General features: G+C 66.5%; 18 protein-coding genes and 2 tRNA genes. 12 read left to right on the forward strand and 8 right to left on the reverse strand.

Annotation, left to right across the window (positions count from 1 at the left end; all coding sequences use genetic code 11):
- The first annotated feature begins 9 nt into the window (after nt 1-9).
- From lon to KF907_RS11435, 4 genes are all read left to right on the forward strand, one after another.
- Nucleotides 10-2,529, forward strand: coding sequence for an endopeptidase La (gene lon / locus KF907_RS11420; RefSeq protein ID WP_291220499.1), 2,520 nt, complete (start codon nt 10-12; stop codon nt 2,527-2,529).
- A 262-nt stretch (nt 2,530-2,791) separates the two neighbouring features.
- On the forward strand, nt 2,792-3,064 hold the full coding sequence (locus tag KF907_RS11425; RefSeq protein ID WP_291220500.1) for an HU family DNA-binding protein: 273 nt from the start codon (nt 2,792-2,794) through the stop codon (nt 3,062-3,064).
- Between the two features lie 20 nt (nt 3,065-3,084).
- Nucleotides 3,085-3,159 (forward strand) — tRNA-Val (locus KF907_RS11430).
- Between the two features lie 179 nt (nt 3,160-3,338).
- A complete protein-coding gene (locus KF907_RS11435) occupies nt 3,339-5,246 on the forward strand; it encodes a SurA N-terminal domain-containing protein (protein ID WP_291220501.1) in 1,908 nt (635 codons plus the stop codon).
- Nucleotides 5,247-5,400: 154 nt separating this feature from the next.
- On the opposite strand, the gene KF907_RS11440 is transcribed toward KF907_RS11435, so the two are convergent.
- The 3 genes from KF907_RS11440 to gloB all read right to left on the reverse strand — a co-directional run bounded on the left by KF907_RS11440 (nt 5,401) and on the right by gloB (nt 8,355).
- The gene (locus tag KF907_RS11440; protein WP_291220502.1) at nt 5,401-6,183 is read right to left on the reverse strand and encodes an enoyl-ACP reductase FabI; all 783 of its coding nucleotides are present in this window, start codon (nt 6,181-6,183) and stop codon (nt 5,401-5,403) included.
- Between the two features lie 67 nt (nt 6,184-6,250).
- Nucleotides 6,251-7,579 carry a transglycosylase SLT domain-containing protein gene (locus KF907_RS11445; protein WP_291220504.1) on the reverse strand — a complete coding sequence of 443 codons (1,329 nt, stop codon included), beginning with the start codon at nt 7,577-7,579 and terminating at the stop codon, nt 6,251-6,253.
- The gene (gene gloB, locus KF907_RS11450; protein ID WP_291220505.1) at nt 7,576-8,355 is read right to left on the reverse strand and encodes a hydroxyacylglutathione hydrolase; all 780 of its coding nucleotides are present in this window, start codon (nt 8,353-8,355) and stop codon (nt 7,576-7,578) included. Before gloB ends, KF907_RS11445 begins: the two co-directional genes overlap by 4 nt.
- Nucleotides 8,356-8,761: 406 nt before the next feature.
- Between gloB and KF907_RS11455 the strand changes: the two genes are divergently transcribed.
- The 4 genes from KF907_RS11455 (at nt 8,762) to KF907_RS11470 (ending at nt 11,968) form a co-directional block, all read left to right on the forward strand.
- Nucleotides 8,762-9,421, forward strand: a complete 660-nt coding sequence (locus tag KF907_RS11455; protein ID WP_291221264.1) for a class I SAM-dependent methyltransferase — start codon at nt 8,762-8,764, stop codon at nt 9,419-9,421.
- A complete protein-coding gene (gene rnhA / locus KF907_RS11460; RefSeq protein WP_291220506.1) occupies nt 9,418-9,867 on the forward strand; it encodes a ribonuclease HI in 450 nt (149 codons plus the stop codon). The genes KF907_RS11455 and rnhA overlap by 4 nt, the downstream gene beginning before the upstream one ends.
- Complete coding sequence (dnaQ, locus tag KF907_RS11465) at nt 9,864-10,559, forward strand: DNA polymerase III subunit epsilon (RefSeq protein ID WP_291220507.1); 696 nt, start codon at nt 9,864-9,866, stop codon at nt 10,557-10,559. The genes rnhA and dnaQ overlap by 4 nt, the downstream gene beginning before the upstream one ends.
- Nucleotides 10,560-10,645: 86 nt before the next feature.
- Nucleotides 10,646-11,968, forward strand: coding sequence for a cytochrome c family protein (locus KF907_RS11470; protein ID WP_291220508.1), 1,323 nt, complete (start codon nt 10,646-10,648; stop codon nt 11,966-11,968).
- Between the two features lie 37 nt (nt 11,969-12,005).
- On the opposite strand, the gene KF907_RS11475 is transcribed toward KF907_RS11470, so the two are convergent.
- Complete coding sequence (locus KF907_RS11475; RefSeq protein ID WP_291220510.1) at nt 12,006-12,494, reverse strand: NUDIX hydrolase; 489 nt, start codon at nt 12,492-12,494, stop codon at nt 12,006-12,008.
- Between the two features lie 112 nt (nt 12,495-12,606).
- Here KF907_RS11475 and yddG point away from each other — a divergent pair, with 112 nt between their 5' ends.
- Entirely contained in the window at nt 12,607-13,476 is an 870-nt protein-coding gene (gene yddG / locus KF907_RS11480) for an aromatic amino acid exporter YddG (RefSeq protein ID WP_291220511.1), read from the forward strand.
- Between the two features lie 128 nt (nt 13,477-13,604).
- On the opposite strand, the gene KF907_RS11485 is transcribed toward yddG, so the two are convergent.
- Nucleotides 13,605-13,910, reverse strand: coding sequence for a DUF1244 domain-containing protein (locus tag KF907_RS11485; RefSeq protein WP_291220513.1), 306 nt, complete (start codon nt 13,908-13,910; stop codon nt 13,605-13,607).
- A 170-nt stretch (nt 13,911-14,080) separates the two neighbouring features.
- Between KF907_RS11485 and folD the strand changes: the two genes are divergently transcribed.
- From folD to guaA, 3 genes are all read left to right on the forward strand, one after another.
- A complete protein-coding gene (folD, locus tag KF907_RS11490) occupies nt 14,081-14,935 on the forward strand; it encodes a bifunctional methylenetetrahydrofolate dehydrogenase/methenyltetrahydrofolate cyclohydrolase FolD (RefSeq protein WP_291220515.1) in 855 nt (284 codons plus the stop codon).
- Nucleotides 14,936-15,013: 78 nt separating this feature from the next.
- Nucleotides 15,014-16,471, forward strand: coding sequence for an IMP dehydrogenase (guaB, locus tag KF907_RS11495; protein ID WP_291220516.1), 1,458 nt, complete (start codon nt 15,014-15,016; stop codon nt 16,469-16,471).
- A gap of 43 nt (nt 16,472-16,514) precedes the next feature.
- Nucleotides 16,515-18,080, forward strand: coding sequence for a glutamine-hydrolyzing GMP synthase (gene guaA / locus KF907_RS11500; RefSeq protein WP_291220517.1), 1,566 nt, complete (start codon nt 16,515-16,517; stop codon nt 18,078-18,080).
- A 16-nt stretch (nt 18,081-18,096) separates the two neighbouring features.
- On the opposite strand, the gene KF907_RS11505 is transcribed toward guaA, so the two are convergent.
- The 3 genes from KF907_RS11505 to KF907_RS11515 all read right to left on the reverse strand — a co-directional run bounded on the left by KF907_RS11505 (nt 18,097) and on the right by KF907_RS11515 (nt 19,794).
- Nucleotides 18,097-18,897, reverse strand: coding sequence for a DUF2189 domain-containing protein (locus KF907_RS11505; protein ID WP_291220518.1), 801 nt, complete (start codon nt 18,895-18,897; stop codon nt 18,097-18,099).
- A gap of 141 nt (nt 18,898-19,038) precedes the next feature.
- Nucleotides 19,039-19,596 carry a DUF3228 family protein gene (locus tag KF907_RS11510; RefSeq protein ID WP_291220520.1) on the reverse strand — a complete coding sequence of 186 codons (558 nt, stop codon included), beginning with the start codon at nt 19,594-19,596 and terminating at the stop codon, nt 19,039-19,041.
- A gap of 121 nt (nt 19,597-19,717) precedes the next feature.
- Nucleotides 19,718-19,794, reverse strand: a tRNA-Pro gene (locus KF907_RS11515).
- Nucleotides 19,795-19,802 lie beyond the last annotated feature (8 nt).

The raw sequence follows: 19,802 nt of genomic DNA on the forward strand, positions 1-19,802 counted from the left end.
GATCCGACGATGGATAAACCGAGCAAGCCCGCGCCGCGCGCAGCCCACGACGTGATCGAACTGCCGATCCTGCCGTTGCGCGATGTCGTGGTCTTCCCGCACATGGTCATCCCGCTCTTCGTCGGGCGAGAGAAGTCCGTGCGCGCGCTCGATGCGGCGATGGAAGGAGACAAGCAAATTCTGCTGGTCGCGCAACGCAGCCCCGACATCGACGATCCAGAAGCCTCTGATCTGTATTCGATCGGCACCGTTGCGACTGTCCTGCAACTGCTGAAGCTGCCCGACGGCACGATCAAGGTGCTGGTCGAGGGTACCGCGCGAGCCGAGGTCGAGCACTGGTCCGAGCGCGATGGCCTCCTGTGTGCGCGCACACGCGCACTCGACCCGATAGTCTCGCGCACCGAACGTGAGATCGAGGTCATCTCGCGCTCGCTGGTGGCGCTGTTCGAGCAGCTGGTCAAGCTGTCGCGCAAGCTGCCTCCCGAACTGATGGCGACGCTGGCCGGTCTCGACGACCCGTCGCGCCTGGCAGACACGATCGCTACCCATCTGACCGTGCGTCTGCAGGACAAGCAGCAGGTGCTGGAGACCGTGGACATCGCCGATCGCCTCGAGCGCCTGATCTCGCTGGTCGATGGCGAAATCGACGTGCAGCAGATCGAAAAGCGCATCCGCGGTCGGGTCAAGTCGCAGATGGAGAAGAGCCAAAGGGAGTACTACCTCAATGAGCAGATGAAGGCGATCCAGAAGGAGCTCGGCGACGCGGAGGAAACGCCGAACGAGCTGGAGGAACTGTCGCGCAAAGTTGAGGCGGCCGGCATGCCGAAGGCCACGCTGGCCAAGGCGCGCACGGAACTCAACAAGCTCAAGCAGATGTCGCCGATGTCGGCCGAGGCCACGGTCGTGCGCAACTATGTCGACTGGTTGGTCGGCGCGCCGTGGAAGAAGCGCACCAAGGTGCGCAAGGACCTTCACCTCGCCCAGCAGACGCTCGATGCCGACCACTATGGCCTGGAGAAGGTCAAGGACCGCATCCTCGAATATCTGGCCGTGCAGCAGCGTGTCAACAAGATGAAGGGACCGATCCTGTGCCTGGTCGGCCCGCCCGGTGTCGGCAAGACTTCGCTCGGCCAATCGATCGCGAAGGCGACCAACCGCAAGTTTGTGCGCATGTCGTTGGGCGGCGTACGCGACGAGGCCGAGATCCGTGGTCATCGGCGCACCTACATCGGCTCGATGCCGGGCCGCATCATCCAGAACATGTCCAAGGCCGGTACGCGCAATCCCTTGTTCGTGCTCGACGAGATCGACAAGATGTCGATGGATTTTCGCGGCGACCCGTCATCGGCCCTGCTCGAGGTGCTTGATCCCGAGCAGAATTCGGCATTCAACGACCACTATCTCGAGGTCGACTTCGATCTGAGCGAGGTCATGTGGATCGCCACGGCGAACTCGCTGAACATTCCCGGGCCGCTGCTCGATCGCATGGAGGTCATTCGTATCCCCGGTTATACCGAGGACGAGAAGATCAACATCGCCGAGCGCTACCTGGTACCCAAGCAGCTCAAGGCCAATGGTCTCAAGGCCGGCGAGCTGGCCATCGCCGAGGCGGCGATCCGCGACGTGATCCGCTACTACACCCGCGAGTCCGGCGTGCGCAATCTCGAACGCGAGATTTCCAAGATCTGCCGCAAGGTGGTCAAGGAGCTGAGCCTGCGCACCAGCGACAAGCCGACGAAAGGCAAGAGCAAGGCGGCCGCCAAGACTGCCACGGCGACCCGGGTGGCCAAGAAGGGGCGCAAGTCCGGCAGGATCACCGTGGACGCGACCAACCTCGACCACTACCTTGGCGTGCGCAAGTTCCACTACGGGCTTGCCGAGCTGCAGAACGAAGTGGGGCTCGTCACCGGCCTGGCCTGGACCGAAGTTGGCGGAGACCTGCTCAGCATCGAGGCGACCACCGTGCCGGGCAAGGGCAAGCTGATCCATACCGGCCAGCTCGGCGAGGTGATGCAGGAGTCGATCCAGGCCGCGCTGAGCGTCGTGCGCGCGCGTGTCGATCGGCTCGGCGTTGACCCCGAGTTCCACCAAAAGCTCGACATCCACATCCATGTGCCGGAAGGCGCGACGCCGAAGGATGGTCCGAGCGCGGGCATCGCCATGTGCACGGCGCTGGTGTCCACGCTGACGCGCATCCCCGTGCGTTCCGATGTGGCGATGACCGGCGAGATCACCCTGCGCGGCCGCGTGCTGCCGATCGGCGGACTCAAGGAGAAACTGCTCGCCGCGCATCGCGGCGGTGTCGCCACGGTCATCATCCCGGACGAGAATCGCAAGGACCTTGCCGACATTCCCAAGATCGTCACCGAATCGCTGTCGATCCGGCCGGTGAAGTGGATCGACGAGGTGCTCGACATCGCTCTTGAAAGGCCCGTTGGGCCTCAGCCTCGCGACGGGGACGCGGACGCATTGCCGATGGACTCGGCGCGCGAAGCACGTCTCGAGGAAAACCCGGCGCGTCCGCACTGATCGCCGGTGTTTGGCGGTGATGCCGTAAAAATGCCGTCATATCGCGTGAAATGCCTGAAAATCGCGGTGTTTTCTGGCATTCCTCGTTGCGGCGGGCGGGAGGCGCTGGTATAAAGGCCGCGCCATGGCCGTCCGGCGAGCACGCCGAGCGGTCCCTGCGGGCTGCTACCCCGTACGCCTGCGCTTGCCCACCCCGACGATTCCACCTGCGTTGCGCGTCATCCGGCGTGCGCGCCGCCTTTCCAGAACCAGGGAGCTGTCCATGAACAAATCCGATCTCATCGCGAAGCTGGCCGAGTCGGCCAATCTGTCCAAGGCCGAGGCCGAGCGCGCGCTCGACGCCATCGTCGATGTCGTCAAGGATGCCCTCAAGGCGGGCGATAGCGTGAATCTCGTCGGCTTCGGCTCGTTCGTGGTGCGTTCGCGAGCAGCGCGTACCGGGCGCAATCCGCGCACCAAGGAAACCATCACGATCGCTGCTTCGAAGGTGCCGGCATTCAAGCCCGGCAAGGCCCTCAAGGACGCAATCAACTGAGCGAGTGGACCACGCGTCCAGGGTGCTTAGCTCAGCGGTAGAGCGTCGCCCTTACAAGGCGAGGGTCGGGGGTTCGAAACCCTCAGCACCCACCAGACCGTGAAGAGGGTGCGCAGTCGGCTACAATGCGCGGCTGTCGCATCCGGGCAGAGGTGGCGGACATGATCCGCTACCTGGCCCGACCGAGGGCGCCCGAGTGGCGCCTTCGCTTTTCGTGCGTGCCGCGACTCCACGGAACGTTGTCGTGCCGCCCCCTTATCTTGCAGGCGATTCCATGCTTGAAGCCCTTCGTCAAAAAACCACTGGCCTGGTCGCCAAGATTCTCTTGGGCGCGATCCTCATTGCCTTCTCGTTCTTCGGCATCGAGTCGTATTTCGTCTCGCGGATCGACGATTTCGTCGCCAAGGTCGATGGCAAGGAAATCACCCAGCAGGATTTCCGTGAGCGCTTTGATCAGTTCCGTCAGCGGCAGATGCAGATGACCAACGGAGCGCTCGACGCGGCGTACTTCGAACAGCCGGAGGTCAAGCGCCAGGTTCTCGACCAGTTGATCGACGAGCGGGTCCTGCTTGCGGCCAACGAGCGGCTCGGCATCGTCATTCCGGCTGACCGCCTGCGCCAGGAGATCCTGAAGATCCCGGCATTCCTGCGCGACGGCCAGTTCGATGAGGCGCAGTACCGCGCGATCCTGACGTCGCAGGGCATGACGCCGCTGAGCTTCCAGCAGCGCTTCACCCAGGAAATCGCCGCGGGCGAGATCCCGCGCGAACTGCTGGCCAGTACCTTCGTCACCGAAGTCGACGTCGACGCCTACCTCCGCTTGCGCGGCCAGTTGCGTGACTTCCGCACGCTGACCCTGGCGTCGCCGACGGTGGTCAACGCCGAGGTGTCCGACGACGAAATCGGTGCCTACTACACGCAGCACCAGCAAGAGTTCATGAACCCCGAGCAGGTTGCGCTCGAATACCTCGAACTCGAAGCGTCGAAGATCGACGTCGATCTGACCCCCGACGATGCCACGCTCAAGGACCGCTACGAGCGCGAGAAGGCGCGTTTCGTCGCCCCCGAGCAGCGCCTGGCCTCGCATATCCTCGTCAAGGTCGGAGGCAAGGGTGGCCCTGACGACCAGAGGGTCGCACTCGAGAAGGCACAGAAGCTCGCTGCCGAGGCGCGCGCCGGCAAGTCCTTTGCCGATCTTGCCAGGCAGAACTCGGATGACCTTGGCTCGAAGGCGATCGGCGGCGATCTCGACTGGATCGAGCAGGGCATGACCGATCCAGCGTTCGAGGCTGCGCTTTACGCCCTGGAAAAAGGCGCAGTATCGGATCCAGTGCTCTCGAGCGAGGGTTACCACGTCATCGAATTGCGTGACGTGCGCCCCGGCAAGACGCGCAGCTTCGAGGAAGTTCGCCCCGAACTGATCAAGGAGTATGCGGAGTCCGAGCACGAGCGCGTGTACAACCAGCGTTCGAGCCGCCTGATCGATCTCGCCATGCAGGATTCGACCTCGCTCGAGCCGGCGGCACGCGAGCTCGGCCTGACCCTGCAGAAGACCGCACCGTTCACACGCAATGGTGGCGTTGGCCTCGCTGCGAACCCCGCGGTGGTGCGCGTCGCGTTCTCGGACGAAGTGCTCGTGCAGGGCAACAATTCCGATTCGATCGAGCTCGGCCCGAACCATGTGGCCGTCGTGCGTATCGCCGAGCACAAGCCGGCAACGCCGCGCCCGCTCGACGAAGTGCGTGAGGATATCCGTGGACGCATCCTCGCCGCGCGTCGTGCAGATGAGGCGAAGACGCGTGCGGAGGCGTTGTTTGTGCGCTTCGACGGTGGTGAGGAGCTGAACAAGCTCGCCGAGGAACTGAAGCTCGAGGTCAAGGCCGAGCAGGGCATTGGCCGCAACTCACTGACCGTCGATTCGAGTCTCGTCAGTGCGGTGTTCGATCTGTCGCGTCCGGCCGAGGGCCAGGTCGCGCGCAAGTTGGTCAAGCTGGCCAACGACGAATATGCCTTGGTCGAGCTGACCAAGGTGGTCGATGCCGATCCGTCGGCTCTCGAGGCGCCGACGCGCGAAGCAGCGCGAGACACGCTCAAGCAGGCACGGTCCTATGCGGCCATGCGTGACCTCGTCGCTTCATTGCGTGCGGGCATGAAGGTCGAGGTGGCCGAACAGCGCCTGTGATCCTGGGTTCCGCAAATGAGAAAGGGCCGCGCAAGCGGCCCTTTCCCGTTCTGGTGCCGACGCGCGTTGCATGCGGCCAACCTGCATGTCTCCGTAGGCGTCCTGATCAATCCCCACCGCGGCTTCCGCCGCGATTCGACACATTCGGACAGGGTCAGATGTCGGTCATGCCGACTGTGTTGTAGCCGCCGTCGACGTAGGTGACCTCGCCGGTGATGCCCGAGGCGAGATCCGAGCACAGGAAGGCACCGACGTTGCCTACTTCCTCGATCGTCACGCTGCGGCGCAGCGGTGCGGCCTTTTCGACGTGGTCGAGCATCTTGCGCAAATTGCCGATGCCGGCCGCCGCCAGGGTCTTGATCGGACCGGCGGAGATCGCGTTGACGCGAATGCCCTCCGGACCGAGCTGGTAGGCGAGGTAGCGCACATTCGCCTCAAGGCTGGCCTTGGCCAGGCCCATGACGTTGTAGTTGGCCAGTGCGCGCTCGGCACCGAGGTAGGACAGGGTCAGGATCGAGGCGGCACGCCCCTGCATGGCCGGGCGCGCGGCCTTGGCCAGTGCGGCGAGGCTGTAGCTGGAGATGTCGTGGGCGATGGCGAAGCCCTCGCGCGTCAGGTTGTCGAGAAAGCCGCCCTGAAGGGTTTCGCGCGGTGCGAAGCCGACCGAGTGGACAAGGATGTCGAAGCCATCCCAGTGCCTGCCCAGTTCGGCGAAGGCTGCGTCGATCTGCGTGTCATCGGCAACGTCGAGCGGCAGCACGATGTTCGAGCCGTATTCGGCGGCGGCCTCTTCGACACGGCTCTTGAGTTTGTCGTTCTGGTAGGTGAAGGCGAGTTGGGCGCCCTCACGGTGCATTGCGCTGGCGATGCCCGAGGCGATCGATCGCGTGCTGGCGATGCCGACGATCAGCGCACGCTTGCCATGCAGGAAGCCCATGGATCCTCCGGAGTCTGGTCAGGGGTGACAAAGGCTGGAAGTGTAACCGAGACGGCTGCCTCCTCCCTCACGGCGCGCGCACGTGCAGGCGCATGCCGAGGCGCAGCGTGGTGCTCGCGCGCAACCGGTTCCAGCCGAGCAGATCGGCCAGGCGCACGCCGTAGCGGTGCGCGATTGCCGAAAGAGTGTCGCCGGGACGGACGATATGCAGCGCGTCCGTCCCGGTCTGTGCGTCGGCGTATGGTGACGGCGCGGGTGGCCCAGGTACCAGCATCTCGCTGTTGGCGGCGATGCGCGTGTCTTCGGCAAGGCCATTCGCACGGGCCAGCGCCTGCGGCGCAAGGCCGGCCGCACTGGCCAGTTCATCGAGGTCCGTCGTGCGCTTCGGAGCATGGACCTGCCAGTGCAGGGCCAGCAGTTCGGGGTGCTCTGACCTTGCTTGGACGAAGCGCGCCACATGCGTCGCCGGCAGCAGGATCCGCGGTGGCGCCCCGGCGGCGCTGCGCCGCTGGCGGTGCGCGGCGTTGTAGCGCAGCACGATCTCCTCGGGCAGGCCGGCGAACGCGGCGGCGACGCGCAGATCGAACGGGCCGTCGACGGGCTCGGTGATCAGTTGATCGTCCGCACCGGGTTCCGGGAGCTCGACACCGAAACGCGCGGGGTCGGCGATGATGCAGGCCAACGCGAGCATGCGTGCCAGATGCGTGTGGGTGGTCGGACTGAGGTCGAGGCCAGCCAGCGCCAGTGCGTCGAGAGTGTCGCCCGTGCGTGCGCCGAGCAGGCGCTTGATGCGGTATTCGCCGGCATTGAACGCCATGGTCGCCAGTCGCCAGTCGCCAAACTCGCGGTCATGGCGTTCGAGCAGATCGAGTGCGGCGCGTGTGGCGTCGATCGCGTCGAGACGGCCGTCGTAGTCGCGTGCCACGCGCAATCCGCGTTCACGCGCAGTGCCCGGCATGAGCTGCCACATGCCTGCCGGGCGGTTGCCCTGTGCCGGCAGTGGTTGGTAGTGGCTTTCGACATAGGGCAGCACGGCAAGCTCGCCGGGCAGGTCGCGCTTCTCGATCTCGACGAGCACCAGCAGCAGGAACGGCAGGGCCGATTTCCAGCTGGCGGTGAAGTGCTTCGGCGAACGCGTGTAGCGCTGCGCCTCGCGCAGCACCGCTTCGCTGTAGTCGCAGCCGGGCAGGGCGAAGCGCGTGCGCAGGCGCGCCCACGGCGACGCATCGACCACGACCGCCGACACCTCGGGCACGGCCTGTATCGAAGTCGCCGTGGCGGGCGCCGGTGCGGTCGGTGGTGGCGCGGGCGCCGGTGCGCGCGGCACGCTCGCGCAGGCACCAAGCAGGAGCAGCGCTGCGGCGAGCGCGGTGGCGCGCAACACGGCGCCGTTCATGTGCGGAACTCGTCCTTGAGGCGGCGCAGGGTGGCGAAGCGCGCGACGCGGTTTGCATCCGCCGGAAGGTGTGCGGCGACGGCTGCGACGAGTTCGGGCGCATCGACACGCAGGAACGGATTGCAGGCACGCTCGTCGGCGAGCAGCGAGGGCAGGCTGGGTTTGCCGCTTGCGATCGCCGCGCGCGCCTCGGCTGCGCGTGCACGCAAGGTGGCGTTGTGGGGATCGACATGCATGGCGAAGGCGCAATTGGCCAGCGTGTATTCATGGCCGCAGCAAACCTGAGTCGTACCTGGCAGGGCAGCGAGGCGGTCGAGCGCATCGAGCATCTGCGCCGGCGTGCCCTCGAACAGTCTGCCGCAGCCGATGCTGAAAAGCGTGTCGCCGCAGAACAGGAGGCCTTCACCGTGGTAGGCGATGTGGCTGCGCGTATGTCCGTGCACTTCGATGACCTCGAAGCGGCTGGCCGGATGGCGGAACTCGACGCAGTCGCCCGCGCCCACCCGCCGGGTGGCCGTGGCGATGCGTTCATCGAACGGGGCAATGACCTCGATGTCGTCACCAGCGGCCATCAGTGCGCTGACGCCATCGATGTGGTCGGCATGATGATGGGTCAGCAGGATCGCACGCAGGCGCAGTCCACGCGCATGCAGGGCCTCGATGACCGGTGCAGCCTCGCCCGGATCGACCACGAGCGCATCGCCGCCAGCATTGGCGAGCACCCAGACATAGTTGTCGCGCAGCGCGCGCACGGGAAACAGGCGATGGCCGGTCATGCGGCCAAACTATAACGAGCTCAGCGCGCGCCTGCGTTAAGGATGTTCTGATCAATCCCGCAATGGCGTCATGACATCCGCAAGGTTCGCAGCGGGGTGGGCGTGGCTAAGTGCAGGCTGGCCGCCTGGGCGAGCCGCGCATGCCGCCCTGCGGGCCTTGCGGATGTCACCCCCTCATTGGGAATCGAAAGGCTGGGGCCGTCCTGTGCGGGCGCAGCTCGGCGTTGCGCCGGCTCGACAGACGACCAGTCTGCCTTCGCCGTCGCGCCTTGATCTGCGTCCGCACAGGACGGTGACGCCGTTGTGGGATTGATCAGAACATCCTTAAACTCGCGTTCCGATCCGGCCTCCGACCGTCCCCCGATCAGTGCAACCTGCTTCGACTCCCTTGTTTTCGCTGCCGCCGATGCGCCGCCTCCTCGACGAAGAATGGGGGCGGGTTGAGCACGAGGCGGGCGGGCTTGCGTCGGGGCCGGCCTTGTCGATCACGGCAACGGCCGCTGCGGCACAGGCGCGTCTGCACGGTCGTCCTGGTTCGGTTTGCCTGCATGTCGAAGGTGCAGCGCTCGCTGGTGATGTGCGCTGCGAGACCGATGTACTGCCGTGGGCAGCAGCGAGTTTCGACTTGATCGTCGTACGCCATGCGACCGACCTGCTCGCCGATCGCGGCCTCGAATGTGAACTCGCGCGCCTGCTCGCGCCCGGCGGGACGTTGCTGCTGTTTGGCCTCAATCCGCTGAGTCCGTGGCGGTTGTGGTGGTCGCGGCGGGCAGGCGCTTGCGAACCACGGCTGCGCTGCCTTGCTCCGACGCGCATGCGCGAACGCCTTGCTGGGTTCGGCCTCGACGTCACCCGGCCGTGCTGGCTCGGTGGCGCCTGGCCCAGCGCGCCGGCATCGCACGTGATGCAGGCCGATGACGGCGCGCGCTGGCACGGTGTCTGGATGTTGCGCGCCGACAAGCGTGCTGCGGCAGTGCGTCCGCTGCCGTTGCGCCACGCACTCGGTGCGACCGGACGGGTCGCCCCGGCGCTGGCACCGCGGGTCAGTTTGCGCGAGTGCGCATGAGCGAGGTAGAGGTCATCACCGACGGCGCTTGCCTGGGCAACCCAGGGCCGGGTGGCTGGGCCGTGCTGCTGCGCCACGGTACGACCGAGCGCGAGCTCTGCGGGGCCGAGGCGCACACGACCAACAACCGCATGGAGCTGATGGCGGCGATCGCCGGGCTGGAGGCATTGCGCCGGCCATGCAGCGTGAAGCTGACCACCGATTCGCAGTACCTCATGCGCGGTGTCGAGGAATGGATGCCGCGCTGGATCGCCAAGGGCTGGCGCACGGCTGGAGGTGATCCGGTCAAGAACCGCGACCTGTGGGAACGGCTGGCCGCCGCGCTCGGGCCGCATCGTGTGCGCTGGGCCTGGGTGCGTGGCCACGCCGGCCACGCCGACAACGAACGCGTCGACCGCCTTGCCCGTACGGCGGCCGAGCGTGTGCGTGATGAAGGACAGACATGAAGCAGATCGTGCTCGACACTGAAACCACCGGCCTCGAGGTCGGCAAGGGCCATCGCGTCATCGAGATCGGCTGCGTGGAACTGCTGGAGCGCCGGCCCAGCGGACGCACCTTCCATTGCTATCTCAACCCCGAGCGCGAGGTCGACGAGGGGGCGCGCCAGGTGCATGGCATCGGTGATGCGTTCCTTGCTGACAAGCCGCGCTTTCGTGACGTCGCCGCCGATTTCCTCGCCTTCATCGCCGGTGCCGAGCTGATTGCGCACAATGCGATGTTCGACATCGCCTTCCTCGACAACGAGCTGACCCTGTTCGATCCGGCCCTGCCGCTGCTGCGTGGCACCGCGCGCATCCTCGACACCTTGCAACTGGCGCGCGAGAAGTACCCGGGCCAGCAGAACAACCTCAATGCCCTGTGCCGACGCCTCGGCATCGACGTGCGCCACCGCGAATTGCACGGCGCCCTGGTCGATGCCTGGTTGCTGGCCGACGTCTACCTGGCGATGACGGCCGGGCAGGGCGACCTCGGTTTTGCCGTCGAAGTGGCGGAAAGGCCGCATGCCGCGCCCGATGCCGCCAGTCTGGAGCGTCGCGCCCTGCGCGTGGTCCGTGCCGATGCCGGGGAACTGGCCAACCATGCCCGTCGCATCGAGGCCATCGACGCCGCATCGCGCGGCGCCTGCCTGTGGAAATGAGCAACCGCGCCGAACTGGTGCATAATCGGCCGCGGGGAGTGACAGCCCGAACGTGAATCCGGTTGGATAGCTACGGGGAGTGGGCCATGAAGCGTTTCGGACTTGCCTTGCTGGCAGTAGTGCTGCTGGGGATGGGAACCGCAGCTGATGCCGCTGCGTCGGCCGTTGCCGCAATCGAGGCACATCGCCACCTCGGCGTCGCCAGTTGCGCGAACAGCGTCTGCCACGGTGCCTCGCAACCGTTCCGCGATTCCAACGTGCAACAGAACGAGTTCGCCATCTGGCAGGAATTCGATCCGCATGCGCGTGCGTACCAGACCTTGACCAACAAGGCCTCGCAGGACATCGCGCGCAAGCTCGGCATCGGCGATCCGACCCAGGCCAAGGTCTGCCTCGACTGCCATGCCGATTCGATCGCCGCCGACAAGCGCGGTGAACGCTTCCAGATCAGCGATGGCGTGGGCTGCGAGTCCTGCCATGGAGGTGCCGAGCTCTGGCTCAACGCGCATGCGGACAAGGATGTTGCCCACGCCGACAACCTCGCCAAGGGCATGTATCCGACCGATCGCCCGGTCGAGCGGGCGCAGTTGTGCCTGTCGTGCCACATGGGCACGAAGGACCGCATGATCACCCACCGCATCATGGGTGCCGGCCACCCGCGCCTGTCGTTCGAACTCGACACCTTCACCTGGTTGCACCCGCACTACAAAATCGGTGAGGCCTGGAACCGGCGCAAGGGCGAGTGGAATGGCGTGCGCGACTGGGCGGTCGGCCAGGGCGTTGCCGCCGAGAACCTGCTCGACCTTGTCGTCGACGAGCGGGCCGGTTGGCAGGGCATCTTCCCCGAACTGGTGCTGTTCGACTGCCATGCCTGCCATCGCGTGATGTCGGGCAAGCAGTGGGGGCCGCGCCAGGGCACTGGCCTTGGTCCGGGCGTGGTGCGCCTCAACGACGCCAATCTCGTGATGTTCCGCCACGTGCTCGCGCCGGTCGATGCGGACGCGGCGAAGAGCCTGCTCGAACAGACGCGCGCCCTGCACAAGGCGACCACCCAGAGTCGTGAAGCGACCTTCACCGCCGCGCGCCGCCTGCGCGCCACGGTCGACGGCCTGCTGGCCAAGGTCGCCGCGTTCAACTACGGGCCGGAAAACCTCGACGCGATCCTCGCCAGCATCGAAGCCGATGCCAAGCGCGGCGAGTACCGCGATTACGCCTCGGCTGAGCAGGTCGCCATGGCCGCACAGTCGGTCGTGGTCGCCTTCGAGAACGACGGCAAGGTCGACGCCGACCGGGCCGCCGTGCTGCGTGCGCGTCTCGACGCGCTCTACGAGACGATCAAGAACGAGGACGCCTGGTCGCAGCAGCGCTTCAACACCGCGCTGTCGGCCCTGCGCGCCGCGGCGCCATAGGCCTCCGCGCCGAAGGTCATCGCCCGTAAACGGGCCCCTACAACCGCGTGTGGCTCCACGACACCATGCGTCCATCGCGGTACGGCATGACCCCGTGGAATGGGCGCGGGTCGGTATCGAAGACCAGCGGCAGGAAATGGCGGTCACCTTCCCACAGGGGCAGGTCGAGGATGGAGGACACCGGCTTCCATTCGAGCGTCCCCTCGGCGTTGGCCGGCGGCGGCGTGCCGTCGTAACGCGTGACGAGGAACACGAAGCCGAACCAGTCCTCGCCCTGCTTGCCGAAGCCGGGCCAGTTGATCGTGCCGCGCAGGTGCAGGTCGAGGCATTCGATCATCGCTTCCTCGCGGATCTCACGGCGCATGCACTCGACCACGTCCTCGCCGGGCTCCATCTTGCCACCGAGTCCGTTGTACTTGCCGAGGTGCTGATCGTCGGCACGTGCGTTGCGGTGGACCAGCAGGACATCGGATCGATCGGGTGAGAGCACGTACCCGAGCGTGGCGAGGATCGGCGTGTAGGGCATTGGTGCAGATGGTGACGAACGATGGCGCATTCTCGCAGATCGGGCGTGCTCGCGACGTCACGCACCGTCGCGACATCGCCGATAATGCGCGACCCCAATCCGTGCCCTGGTCATGCCCACTTCCCGTACCCGCGCGACGATCGGCGGGATCGTCGCCATCCTGCTGTGGTCTTCGCTCGCCGTGTTCACGCTCGGCACGGCCAGCCTGCCGCCATTCCAGGTGCTTGCCATCGTGTTCCTCGTCGGTGGCATCAGCGGCCTTGCCGGCAATGCCGTGGATGGCAGCGGGTTGCGCGCGCTGCGCCAGCCATGGCCAGGGTTCCTGCTCTCGGCCGTCGGCCTGTTCGGTTACCACGCGCTGTACTTCATCGCCTTTCGCCATGCGCCGGCGATCGAGGCGAACCTGGTCAACTATCTGTGGCCTCTGCTCATCGTCGTGTTCGCCGCATTCGTGCCCGGCGTCGGCCTGCGCGTCGGCCAGCTCGTCGGCACGCTCGTGGCACTCGCCGGGGTCGTCGTCATGCTCACCCGTGGGCGCGCGCTCGAGATGGATCCGGCACATGTCCGGGGCTATGCCGCTGCAGCGATGGCTGCGCTGACCTGGGCCGCGTACTCGGTGTCGAACCGCCGCTTCGCCGAGGTGCCGAGTGCAGCGATCGCAGGCCCGTGCCTCGTCGTCAGCATGCTCGCGGCAATCGTGCATCTGGCCAGTGAGCGCACTGTGGCGCCAGGCGCGCTGCAGTGGGTTGTGCTCGTGCTGATGGGCATCGGCCCGACCGGCATTGCCTTTCGTCTGTGGGATGGGGGCACCAAGCGCGGCGACCTCGCCTTGCTCGGCACGCTGTCGTACGCCGCCCCCGTGCTTTCGACCGGCTTCCTGCTCGCCAGTGGTCGTGTCGATGCACATCCGACCCAGGCGATTGCGCTGGCCCTGCTGCTGCTCGGTGCCTGGATCAGCGTGCGTGCATCGCGGGCGAGGTAGGGCGGGCGGCGGACCTGCCGCAGGAGCCCCCGCAGGAGCCCCTTCAGGGGCGATGCTCTTTACACATCGCCACACCCGTCGCCCGTGAACCGGCTACGGAGAATGGCACCGGTATCATGCGTGCATCCTCAACCCTGCGGCGGATGCGCCTTGCGCGTGGCCTCGAACGCGGCGAGTTGCTCCGGAGTCGCCTCGCGCTGGTGACGGGCCTTCCATTGCGCGAACGGTTCGCCATAGATTCGCTCGCGCGCGGTGTCCTTGTCGATCACGAGGCCGTGTTCCGCGGCGGCCTCGCGGTACCAGTCTGCCAGGCAGTTGCGGCAGAAGCCGGCGAGGATCATCAAGTCGATGTTCTGCACATCGCTTCGTCGGTCGAGGTGGGCGAGCAGGCGGCGGAATGCGGCGGCTTCGGCTTCGATGGTCGGGTCGGACATCCGGGATTCTCCTTGGGGGAAGGTCAGCGAAGCCGGGATGTCCCGGTGGACCCCGTCGTCGAGCGGCAAGACGTTGGGGCCATCCGGTGCAGGATCAATCAGGACACGCCGGGTCGTTTGAGGGTTGCGCGGCGAGCATGGATAATCCGCGCTTTCCTGCGGGACTCCCGATGAGCGCACGCATCCTCGACGGCAAGCGCATCGCCGACGAACTGCTCGATCGCTTGCGCATGCGCGTGGCGGCGCGGGTCGGTGCCGGCAAGGCGCGGCCCGGGCTCGCCGTGATCCTCGTCGGCGACGAGGCAGCCTCGGCGGTCTATGTGCGCAACAAGCGGCGCGCCTGCCGCCACGTCGGCTTCGAATCCTTCGACTTCGATCTGCCTGCCGCGACCACCGATGCCGAACTGACCGCCCTGGTCGAGCGCCTCAATGCCGATCCGCGCGTGCATGGGATCCTGGTGCAACTGCCGCTGCCGGCCCATGTCGATGCTGGTGCGTTGATCAACCGGATCGATCCACGCAAGGATGTCGACGGCTTCCAGGCCGAGAACGTCGGCCGGCTCGTGCTGCGCCAGCGTGGCCTGCGGCCGTGCACCTCGAAGGGCGTGATGACACTGCTTGCCAACACCGACCGCCCGGTGCGTGGGCGGCATGCAGTCGTCGTCGGCGTGTCGAACCATGTCGGCCGCCCCCTCGTGCTCGAACTGCTGCTCGCCGGCTGCACGACCACGGTTTGCCACCGCTTCACCGAAGACCTCGACAACCAGGTCGCGCAAGGCGAGATCGTCGTGGTCGCCGCCGGCAAGCCGGGCCTGGTCAAGGGCGAATGGATCAAGCCGGGCGCGGTCGTGGTCGATGTCGGCATCAACCGCCTCGACGACGGCCGCCTGGTCGGTGACGTCGAGTTCGCAGCGGCGGCCGCACGCGCCTCGTGGATCACGCCGGTCCCGGGTGGTGTCGGTCCGATGACCGTGGCCACGCTGATGGAAAACACGCTCGAGGCGGCCGAGACCTTCTTCGATTGAGGTCCTGCTGCCGCTCCGCCATGGCGCCCTGCGGGCACGGACGCTAAAATGGTCCATTGCAGCCCTCCCTGGCCCCTCATGCGCCTACTCGCCGATGCCCTGACGTTCGACGACGTCTACCTCGTTCCCGGTCACTCCACCGTCCTGCCGCGCGACGTCGATACCTCCACCCGCCTGACCCGCGGCCTGCGCCTCAACGTGCCGATCCTGTCCGCAGCGATGGATACCGTCACCGAGGCACGCCTTGCCATCGTCATGGCCCAGTGCGGTGGTATCGGCATCATCCACAAGAACATGTCCCCCGAACAGCAGGCCGCGGAAGTGCGCCTGGTCAAGAAGTTCGAGGCCGGCGTGATCCGCGATCCGCTCACCGTGCAACCCGACACCTCGATCCTCGACGTCATGCGCATCACCCGCGAGCACGGCATCTCCGGCGTTCCGGTGGTCGACGGCGACCAGCTCGTCGGCATCGTCACCAGCCGCGACATGCGCTTCGAGAAGAAGCACGACGATCCGGTCAAGAACATCATGACGCGCAAGGATCGCCTGGTGACGGTCAAGGAAGGCGCGAGCGAGGATGAAGTGCTGGCCCTGCTGCACAAGCATCGCATCGAGAAGGTGCTGGTGGTCAACGACGATTTCCAGTTGCGCGGCCTGATCACCGTCAAGGACATCCAGAAGGCGCGCGACAACCCGCGTTCGGCCAAGGATGACAGCGAGCGCCTGCGCGTCGGCGCTGCAGTCGGGGTTGGTGGCGACACCGAGCGCCGTGTCGCCGCGCTGGTCGAGGCCGGTGTCGACGTGCTCATCGTCGATACCGCGCACGGCCATGCGCAGTCGGTCATCGACCGCGTGGCCTGGGTCAAGAAGCACTTTCCGCAGACGCAGGTCATCGGCGGCAACATCGTCACCGGTGATGCCGCGCTGATGCTGCGCGATGCCGGCGCCGATGCGGTCAAGGTCGGCGTCGGTCCCGGCTCGATCTGCACGACGCGCATCGTCACCGGCGTCGGTGTACCGCAGATCACCGCGATCGACCTCGTCGCCAACGCGCTCAAGGACGACATCCCGCTGATCGCCGACGGTGGCATTCGCTATTCGGGCGACGTCGCCAAGGCCATCGTCGCCGGTGCCTCGACGGTCATGCTCGGCAGCATGTTCGCCGGCACCGAGGAATCGCCGGGCGAGGTCGAGCTCTACCAGGGGCGTTCATACAAGAGTTACCGCGGCATGGGGTCGGTCGGAGCGATGGAGAGGGGGTCCAGCGATCGTTACTTCCAGGATGCCTCCGAACCCGAGAAGCTCGTGCCCGAAGGTATCGAGGGTCGTGTGCCGTACCGCGGTTCGATCCGCAACATCATCCACCAGCTCGTCGGTGGCCTGCGTGCGTCGATGGGCTATTGCGGCTGCGGCACGATCGACCAGATGCGCTCTCGTCCGCAGTTCGTGCGCGTCTCCGGCGCCGGCGTGCGCGAGGCGCATCCGCACGACATCGAAATCGTCAAGGAAGCGCCGAACTACCGCTTGAGCAGTTGAGCCGGCACATCGACGTGCGCCGCCACACGGGAGTTCCGAGCGCGTGACCGACCTACATTCCGACCGCATCCTGATTCTCGACTTCGGCGCGCAATACACCCAGCTCATCGCGCGCCGCGTGCGCGAGTTCGGCGTGTATTGCGAGATCTGGGCGTGGGACCACGATCCCGCTGAGATCGCCGCATTCGGCGCCAAGGGCATCATCCTCTCCGGCGGCCCCGAATCGACCACCGAACACGGTGCACCGCAGGCGCCGCAGCAGGTGTTCGACTCCGGTCTTCCGATTCTCGGCATCTGCTATGGCATGCAGACACTGGCCGTCCAACTCGGCGGCAGCACCGAAGCCGCCGATGCGCGCGAGTTCGGCCATGCCGAGGTCGAGCTGGTCGCGCACGATGCCTTGCTTGGCGGCCTGAGCGACCACGACGGAGCGCCGCGCCTCGATGTCTGGATGAGCCATGGCGACCACGTCGCCACGGTGCCGCCGGGCTGGACCATCACCGCGGTCACCGAGCGTATCCCGGTTGCTGCGATGGCCTGCGAGGACAAGCGCTGGTACGGCGTGCAGTTCCATCCCGAAGTGACGCACACCAGGCAGGGGCAGGCCTTGCTGCGTCGCTTCGTCGTCGACATCTGCGGCTGTCGCACCTTGTGGACAGCGGCCAACATCATCGACGACCAGATCGCGCGCGTGCGCGAGCAGGTCGGTACGGATGAGGTCATCCTCGGCCTGTCCGGTGGCGTCGATTCCTCCGTCGTCGCCGCGCTGCTGCACCGGGCGATCGGCGAGCAGCTGACCTGCGTGTTCGTCGACACCGGCCTGCTGCGCTGGCAGGAAGGCGACCAGGTGATGGCGACCTTTGCCGAACACCTCGGCGTCAAGGTCATCCGCGTCGACGCTGCGCCGCGCTACTTCAGGGCGCTCGAAGGCGTCGCCGACCCGGAAGCCAAGCGCAAGATCATCGGCAACCTGTTCGTCGAAATCTTCGAAGAGGAATCGAACAAGCTGACGAACGCACGCTGGCTGGCCCAGGGCACGATCTATCCCGACGTGATCGAATCGGCAGGCAGCCGCACCGGCAAGGCACACGTCATCAAGAGCCACCACAACGTCGGCGGCCTGCCCGAACACATGAAGCTTGGCCTGGTCGAGCCGCTGCGCGAACTGTTCAAGGACGAAGTGCGCCGCCTCGGCGTCGAGCTCGGCCTGCCGCGCACGATGGTCTATCGCCACCCGTTCCCCGGCCCCGGCCTCGGCGTGCGCATCCTCGGCGAAGTGAAACCCGAGTACGCCGAACTGCTGGCCAAGGCCGACGCCATCTTCATCGACGAACTGCGCACCGCCGACCTGTACGACAGGACCAGCCAGGCCTTCGCCGTGTTCCTGCCGGTCAAATCCGTCGGCGTCGTCGGCGACGCCCGCGCCTACGAATGGGTCATCGCCCTGCGTGCCGTGGAGACCATCGACTTCATGACCGCCCACTGGGCGCACCTGCCGTACGACTTCCTCGGCAAGGTCAGCAACCGCATCATCAACGAACTCCGCGGCGTCTCGCGCGTCGTCTACGACATCAGCGGCAAGCCGCCGGCGACGATCGAGTGGGAGTGATGGGGTTCTGCATTGGTCAACCGAGCCGCGGCCATTCCGCCGCGTCGATGACTTCGTGGTAGGCATGCCAGGCCGAGTAGGCGAGCCAAGGCATGGCGAGGCCGAGGCCGATGAAGCCGGCAGCGATGCCGAGCGCGGTGATGGCGACGATGAGGAAGGCCCATAGCGCCATCACCGGCAGGTTGCGCGCGACCGCGTTCACGCTGGATACGGCAGCGGTGATCATGTCGACGTCGCGGTCGGCGATCATCGGCAGCGAGAACGCGGCCACGGCGAAGGTCAGCGCGGCGAACACACCGCCGACGGCGCTGCCGATGGCGAGGTATTCGAGCAGGGCGGTGGTGTCGCCTTCCATCGCCGGCCACAGCGCGGTGATGATCATGCCGGCGCGTGACCAGACCAGGATGATGACGCCCTGGGCCAGCGCGAACACGGCGGCCTGGCCGGCGACGCGGCGGGCGAGCACGAAGGAATCGGCCAGGCGCGGCGTCTGTCCACGCTCGAGCGCGCGGCTGACGCAGTAGAGGCCGACCGCAATCAGCGGCGCGACGAAGACGAAACCCGACAGCAGGGTGGCGAGCAGGGCGAAGCGTCCGAGCTTCCACGCCAGCATCGAGATTGCCGCACTGGCGACGACGATGACGCCGCCGAACAGCGCACTCAGCGCGGGTGCGCGACGCAAATCGTTCCAGCCGAGGCGCAGCCAGCGCAGCGGTGCCGACCAGCCCGGATGCGAGCACGGCACGACGAAGGGGCGTGACGCGGCTTGCGTTGCTTCATCACCGGTAGGCTGCGTGGGCTGCTCGGAATCGCTCATGGAATCTCGCTGCATGCGTTCACTCCCGGGTTTCTCCAATCGCGGCTGTAGGAACCGCCTTCAGGCGTGCTGCTCTCTCTGTGGGGGCTTGTTCAGAAGGAGCATCGCGGCTGAAGCCGCTTCCTACAAGGGTGTGACTTGCTACGGACGCCAGTTCGCATGGTTTTCCCAGTACGCGACACTGCGGTGGTAGGCCTCGCGGTCGAGCGGCACTCCGGAACCGCCTTCGTCAACGCCGAGCGCGTTGCGCATCATCGTGATCGGCGCCATCGGGATCTCCTCCGGTTCTGCCGTGTACAGGCAACCGACGATGCCCCAGTCGGCTTCGATCGGCGCGCCTTCCTTCGCCAGTTGTTCGCGGCTGTAGAGGATCACGACCAGCCAGTCCGCGATCGGCGCCTCGACGCCTTCGAACCAACGCACGAGCACCGGCAGTTCGTCCTTCGTGCGCGCCTCGTAGGCCGAGCGCAGCAAAGGGCGGTTGACCTCGGTGATCGGTACGGTCAGGCAGCGCGTCGAGGTCCAGTTGCGGTGTACGTGCAGCTTGCAGAACGGCGCATAGCCGTCGAGCACCTTGTGTGGCGCTTCGTCATTGAGCCGACGCTCGAACTCGGCCGGGGTGCAGTCCTGGATCGTGTTGCGGCGGGGCTCGCGTGGGAACAGGCGGGCGAGGGCGAAGGGGGTGAGGACGATCGACACGGCGAAGGGGGCTGGAGTGGGCGAAAGCCAAACCTAGCACGGCCGCCGGGCCGGCCGGATCGCGCGGCGCAAACGAAAAACCCGGCGCGTGGCCGGGTTGCGTGCGGAGTACCGCAGGATTTGGTCGGGGAGACAGGATTCGAACCTGCGACCTCTACGTCCCGAACGTAGCGCTCTACCAGACTGAGCTACACCCCGACATGGAT

The organism is Dokdonella sp., assembly GCF_019634775.1.
GTDB lineage: Bacteria > Pseudomonadota > Gammaproteobacteria > Xanthomonadales > Rhodanobacteraceae > Dokdonella.